The sequence below is a fragment of the Methylobacterium trifolii genome, from assembly GCF_022179685.1.
Classification (GTDB): Bacteria; Pseudomonadota; Alphaproteobacteria; order Rhizobiales; family Beijerinckiaceae; genus Methylobacterium; species Methylobacterium trifolii.
In genome coordinates, this window is the sequence record NZ_BPRB01000249.1 from 1 (window position 1) to 6503 (window position 6503).

Consider the following 6503-nt stretch of genomic DNA (forward strand, 5'->3'; position numbering starts at 1 on the left):
ATCGACGGCGAGATCGCGGATGCCGACCTCGACCACATGATCGAGGCCGCCTACGCCACCTTCCGCCACCCGGCGATCTGCCCGCTGACGCAACTCGACGACAACCTGTTCCTGCTGGAACTCTTCCACGGCCCGACGCTCGCCTTCAAGGACCTGGCGATGCAGCTCCTCGGGCGGCTGATGGACCACGTCCTGCGTGCCCGCGGCAGCCGCGCCACCATCGTCGGCGCCACCTCGGGCGATACCGGCTCGGCCGCGGTCGAAGCCTTCCGCGGGCTCGATCAGGTCGACGTGTTCATCCTCTACCCCCACGGGCGGGTCTCGGAGGTCCAGCGCCGCCAGATGACCTCGGTGGAGGCCGACAACGTCCACGCGCTCGCTGTCGACGGCACCTTCGACGATTGCCAGAACATCGTCAAAGCCCTGTTCCAGCACGGGGATTTCGCCGATTCCGTGCGGCTGTCGGGCGTCAATTCGATCAACTGGGCCCGCGTCGCGGCCCAGGCCGTGTACTACTTCACCAGCGCGGTGGCCCTGGGCAGCCCGCACCGGCCGGTCTCCTTCGCGGTGCCGACCGGCAACTTCGGCGACATCCTCGCCGGCTGGGTCGCCAAGCGCATGGGCCTGCCGATCGGGCGGCTGATGATCGGCACCAACGCCAACGACATCCTGGTCCGCACCCTGGAGCACGGCGCCTACGAGCTGCGCGGCGTGCAGCCGACCACCTCGCCCTCCATGGACATCCAGATCTCCTCGAACTTCGAGCGTCTGCTGTTCGAGGCCCTGGGCCGCGACGCCTCGTCCCTGGGCCGGCTGATGGCGGGCCTCAAGCAATCCGGCGGCTTCAGCCTGGACGAGTCCGTGCTCGCCACCGTGCGCTCCGAGTTCGACGCGGCCGCCGTCCCCGAACCCGACGTGATGGACGAGATCGCCAGGACCCACGCGGCGACCGGCATGGTGCTCGATCCCCACAGCGCCATCGGCGTGCGGGCGGGCCGCCGCCTGCTGGAGCGCGACCCGGCGACGCCCGTCGTGGCGCTCGCCACCGCCCATCCGGCGAAGTTCGCCGACGCCGTGGCCAAGGCCACGGGGGGCCTGCGCCCCGCCCTGCCCCCGCACTTGGCAGACCTGATGGACCGGCCCGAGCGCATGACCCAGGTCGCCAACGACCAAGCGGCGGTCGAGGCCCTGATCCGGGACCGCGCCCGCATCACGAGGGGCGCATGAACCAGCATTTCGCCACGCATGCCGCCTCGCCGAGCCTGCGCATCGAGCGCCTCGACAACGGCGTGACCGTCGTCACCGAGGCGATGCCGGGCGTCGCCACGGCAACCCTCGGGGTCTGGGTCGGGGCCGGCTCCCGCCACGAGCGGGCCGACGAGAGCGGGCTCTCCCACCTCATCGAGCACATGGCCTTCAAGGGCACCCGCACCCGCTCGGCCCGCGCCATCGCCGAGGACATCGAGAACGTCGGCGGCGAGATCAACGCCGCCACCTCCACCGAGGGCACCAGCTACACCGCCCGCGTGCTCGGCGAGGACGTGGGCACGGCGCTGGACGTGATCGGCGACATCCTCACCGATTCCGTCTTCGATGCCGGCGAACTCGCCCGCGAGAAGGGCGTGATCCTGCAGGAATACGCCGCCGTCGAGGACACCCCCGACGACGTGGTCTACGACGCCTTCACGGAGGCCGCCTTCCCGGACCAGCCGGTCGGCCGCCCGATCCTGGGGCGCCCCGAGACCATCCGCAGCTTCGACGAGGCCGGCATCCGCGCCTACCTGGCCCGCGAGTATACCCCCGACCGCACCGTGGTCGCGGCCGCCGGCGCGGTGGTGCACGAACGGATCGTCGAGGCCGCGCGGCAGCATTTCGGGGGCCTGCCTGCGGCCAGCGCGCCGGAGGCCGTGCCGGGCACCTATGGCGGGGGCGAGCGGCGGATGCCGCGCAAGCTCGAACAGGCCAACCTCGTCATCGGCCTGCCCGGCCTGTCGTTCCGCGACGACGGCTACTACGCCCTCCACATGTTCGCCCAGGTGCTCGGCGGCGGCCTGACCTCCCGCCTCTGGCAGGAGGTGCGCGAGACCCGCGGCCTCGCCTACGAGATCCAGGCCTTCCACTGGCCGTTCTCCGATTGCGGCCTGTTCGGCATCGGCGCCGGCACCTCGGGCGCCGACCTGCCCGAACTCGTGGACGTGACCCTGGCCGCGACCGCCCGGGCGACCCGCGACCTCGACACGGCCGAGATCGCCCGCGCCAAGGCGCAGCTCAAGGTCTCCCTGCTCACCGCCCTGGAGACGCCGGGCGGGCGCATCGAGCGCAACGCCCGCCAGATCCTGGCCTGGGGCCGGGTGATCCCGACCGAGGAGGTGATCGCCAAGGTCGACGCCGTCAGCGTCGAGGACGTGCGCGCGGCCGGCCGGCGCCTGCTCGCCGGTGCGCCGACGCTGGCCGCCATCGGCCCGATCAAGAAGCTGCCGGCCCTCGGTCGGATCGCCGACGCCCTGCGGGCGGCCTGACCGGGCCACGGCCGCCGCCAACTTGTTTTGGCCGCAAAGGGGCGCGATTCCGCAGCGCAGAGGCCCGGCGACGGTCGCGGTGGGCGCCGCCCCGGACCGGGCAGCGCCGGCTTGCTCCGGGTGGAGGCCGCCTTTACCACGTTCCCCGACCTGAGCCGTCCTCCCCGTCGCACGCCCGGCCGGAATCCTCGCCCGTTGCGCATCCTCCCCCTTATCCTCTTGGCGCTCCTGCTCGGCGGCCTGGCCGCGAACGGGCCTGCGCAGGCCGTCGAGGCGGTGCGCGTCACCCTGGACGCGCCGGTGATCGACCTGACCGGGGCGATCGAGCGCTACCGCTCGGACGGCGACCTGATCCAGATCTCCACGGCCCCCGGCAAGGACGGGATCGTGCGCCGCATCGTGGTCAAGGCGCGCGATGCCGGGGCGCGGCCCGACTGGATGGTCTTCGCGCTCACCAACGACACCGACGAGCAGATCGACCGCATCCTCGTCGCCCCCCATTTCCGGCTGGTGGATTCCGGGGTGATCTGGCCCGACCTCGGCGGATCGCGCATCGCCGCCATCACCGCGAGCCAGGGTATCAGGCCCGAGCGCGACGAGAACCCGGAAGCCGACCAGTTCGTCATCACCCTCGATCCCGGCACGACCGTCACCTACGTGGCGGAGCTGCGGGGGCCCAACATCCCGCAGGTTCACCTCTGGGACCAGGACGCCTACCGCAAGAAGGCCGCGGGGCTCACCCTCTACAAGGGCATCATCATCGGCATCGCCGGGTTGCTCGCCCTGTTCCTCACCATCGTCTTCGTGGTGAAGGGGGCGATCATCTTTCCCGCCGCCGCGGCCCTGGCCTGGTCGGTGCTCGCCTATGCCTGCATCGATTTCGGCTTCCTCCAGCGGGTCTTCCCCGTCACCGAACTGGCCGAGCGGGTCTACCGGGCCTCGGCCGAGGCGGTGCTCGGGGCGACGCTCCTGGTCTTCCTGTTCGCCTACCTGAACCTCTCGCGCTGGCACGTGCGCTACAGCCACGTCGCCTTCTTCTGGCTGGCCTTCCTGGCCGGCCTCGTGGCGCTCGCCGTGTTCGACCCACCCGTGGCGGCGGGCGTCGCCCGCATCTCGATCGCGGCGGTGGCCGGCGTCGGCCTGCTCCTGATCGTGTATCTGGCCGCCCACAACGGCTACGACCGCGCCATCCTGCTGGTGCCGACCTGGACGCTGCTCGTGGTCTGGGTCACGGCGGCGGGCTTTGCCGTGACGGGGCAGATCGGCAGCGAACTGGTGCAGCCCGCCCTCATCGGCGGCCTCGTGCTCATCGTCATGCTGATCGGCTTCACGGTGATGCAGCACGCCTTCGCGGGCGGCGGCTTGACCCATGCCCTGGTCTCCGACACGGAGCGCCGCGCCCTGGCGCTCACGGGGGCCGGCGACGTGGTGTTCGACTGGGACGTGCCGGGCGACCGGATCTTCACCGGCCAGGAGATCGAGGGCCAGCTCGGCCTCGGCCGCGGCGCCCTCGAAGGGCCGGCCGCCAACTGGCTCGGGATGCTCCATCCCTTCGACGTGGACCGCTACTCGGCGGCCCTCGACACCGTGATCGAGGAGCGCCGCGGGCGCATCATCCACGACTTCCGCCTCCGCTCAATGGGGGGAGCCTATTTCTGGTATCGCCTCAAGGCCCGCCCGGTGATCGGCTCGGACGGGGAGGTCATCCGCGTGGTGGGCACCATCGCGGACGTGACGGAATCGAAGACCGCCGAGGAGCGCCTGCTGCACGATGCGGTGCACGACAGCCTGACCGGCCTGCCCAACCGCGAGCTGTTCGGCGACCGCCTGGATGCGGCCATCGCCTTCGCGAGCCAGGACGCGCGCCTGAAGCCGACCGTGATCGTGCTGGACATCGACCGCTTCAAGGGCATCAACGACGCCATCGGCCTCTCGGCGGGCGATTCGATCCTGCTCACTTTGTCTCGCCGCCTCGGCCGGCTGCTGCGGCCGCAGGACACCCTGGCGCGGGTGGCCGGCGACGAGTTCGCGGTGATCCTGGTCTCGGAGCGCGATCCCGACCGCATCCTGTCCTTCGCCGAGATGATCCGGCGGGCCATCGCCACGCCGATCACCTACGCCGACCGTGAGATCTTCCTCACCGTCTCCATCGGCCTGGCCCTTCACGAGGCGGGGGCGGCCGCCAAGCGCGAGGAGGTGTTCAAGAACGCCGAGACCGCGATGATCCAGGCCAAGCGGAGCGGCGGCGACCGCATCGAGGTGTTCCGCGCGGACATGCGCAACGACCGCTCCGAACGGCTGATGCTGGAGGGCGACCTGCGCCGGTCGCTCGAGCGCAACGAGATCCGGGTGCTGTTCCAGCCCGTCGTCCGCCTGGAGGACCGCACCGTCGCGGGCTTCGAGGCGGTCCTGCGCTGGGATCATCCCAAGCTCGGGCGCATCCCGCCGGCCACCTTCATGCCGGTGGCCGAGGAATGCGGCTTCGTGGTCAACCTCGGCATCTTCGCCCTGGAGCGGACGGCCCTCGAACTGGCCTCCTGGCAGCGCGCCCTGGAGGTCGAGCCGCCGATCTTCGCCTCCGTCAACCTGTCCTCGCGCCAGCTCCTGCGCCACGACCTCCTGCACGACGTGAAGACGGTGCTCGCCCGCTCCGGCGTGCTGCCCGGCTCGCTCAAGCTCGAACTGTCCGAGAGCCTGGTGATGGAGAACCCGGAATACGCGGCCCAGATGCTGGCCCGCATCCGGGACCTCGGCGCCGGCCTGTCGCTCGCCGATTTCGGCACGGGCTACTCGGCCCTGTCCTACCTCCAGCGCTTCCCCTTCGACACCATCAAGGTCGACCAGTCCTTCGTGCGCCAGATCGGCACCGGCAAGACCGCGATCCTGCGCTCCATCGTGCGGATGGCCAACGAACTGAAGCTCGCCATCGTCGCCGAGGGCGCGGAATCGGAAGCCGACGCCGCGGCCCTGGGAGAGCTGGGCTGCGAGTACGCACAGGGCTACGCCTTCGGAGAGCCGATGACGATGCTCCAGGCCCGGCAGCTCGTCGGCGCGGCACCCGAAGCCGCCTGAGGCTCCATGCCCGAAGCCGAGCGGGGCAGCGGCTTGCCTGAGCGTTCCAACCTCTTGTCCCTGCGTCCCCGATCACCCATCCGGCATTGAAAGCGCGCGGCGGTCCCCCTACCGGTCGCGGGCCGATAAATCGATGACGTTCACGTCGATGCCGGCTCGAACATGGGGCTGATGACCACGATGAAGACGCTTCTTTTCTCTGCCCAGGGCAGGATCGCGCGCGGACAATTCTGGAAGGGCGTGCTCCTGTCGACGCTCGCCATCCTCGCGGCCGCCTTCGTGCTCAACATGGTGCTGGCACAGTTCATCCCGAACGAGGCCGGACCGGACGGCGGCTTCAGCGTCAACGGCGCCAACGCCCTGCCCTTCATCCTGGTCAACCTCGTCGTCGGCGTGCTGCTGACCTGGATCTCGATCTGCCTCGGCATCAAGCGCTTCCATGATCGCGGCAAGCCCGGAATCTGGGTGCTGATCATGTTCGTGCCGTTCATCGGCGGCATCTGGTATCTCGTCGAGACCGGCTTCCTCAAGGGAACCGCCGGCCCGAACGCCTTCGGCCCGGACCCTCTCGGCGGCCAACTGCCTGCCCCCGGTGCCTACGTTCCGGCGATCTGATCCCGATCCCGCGCCGGCCGCCGAGGCCGGCGCGCGTCTCAGACCAGGACCGGCAGGCGCAGGCCGGCGAGCGCCGCGACCAGGCGGCCTGCATCGACCGGCTTGCGCTGGACCAGGGGCTGCGACCCGGACCGCCGCATCCGCGGCGGCAGGATTCCTGCCGTGCAGATCAGCACCGGCACCTGCGCCGCCGTCAGCGCCTCGAAGATCGGACTCGCGTCGCCGTCCGCGAGGTTGATGTCCAGCACCGCCTGATCGGTCGTGAAATCCCCGATCTCGCGGTGCTGGACATCAACC

Annotated in this window: 5 protein-coding genes; 4 read left to right on the forward strand and 1 reads right to left on the reverse strand. The window is 70.6% G+C overall.

Annotation, left to right across the window (positions count from 1 at the left end):
• From thrC to COGEMETH_RS20180, 4 genes are all read left to right on the forward strand, one after another.
• Positions 1–1227: threonine synthase (gene thrC, locus COGEMETH_RS20165; RefSeq protein WP_238184391.1), on the forward strand; the 1227-nt coding region annotated here is incomplete at its 5' end.
• The gene (locus COGEMETH_RS20170; RefSeq protein WP_238184392.1) at positions 1224–2519 is read left to right on the forward strand and encodes a M16 family metallopeptidase; all 1296 of its coding nucleotides are present in this window, start codon (positions 1224–1226) and stop codon (positions 2517–2519) included. The genes thrC and COGEMETH_RS20170, both read left to right, overlap by 4 nt.
• A 195-nt stretch (positions 2520–2714) precedes the next feature.
• Positions 2715–5591 carry an EAL domain-containing protein gene (locus COGEMETH_RS20175; protein ID WP_238184393.1) on the forward strand — a complete coding sequence of 959 codons (2877 nt, stop codon included), beginning with the start codon at positions 2715–2717 and terminating at the stop codon, positions 5589–5591.
• Between the two features lie 180 nt (positions 5592–5771).
• A complete protein-coding gene (locus COGEMETH_RS20180) occupies positions 5772–6206 on the forward strand; it encodes a DUF805 domain-containing protein (RefSeq protein ID WP_238184394.1) in 435 nt (144 codons plus the stop codon).
• A 38-nt stretch (positions 6207–6244) separates the two neighbouring features.
• On the opposite strand, the gene COGEMETH_RS20185 is transcribed toward COGEMETH_RS20180, so the two are convergent.
• Positions 6245–6503 (reverse strand): response regulator (locus tag COGEMETH_RS20185; protein WP_507763000.1); only part of this gene is annotated, 259 nt, incomplete at its 5' end.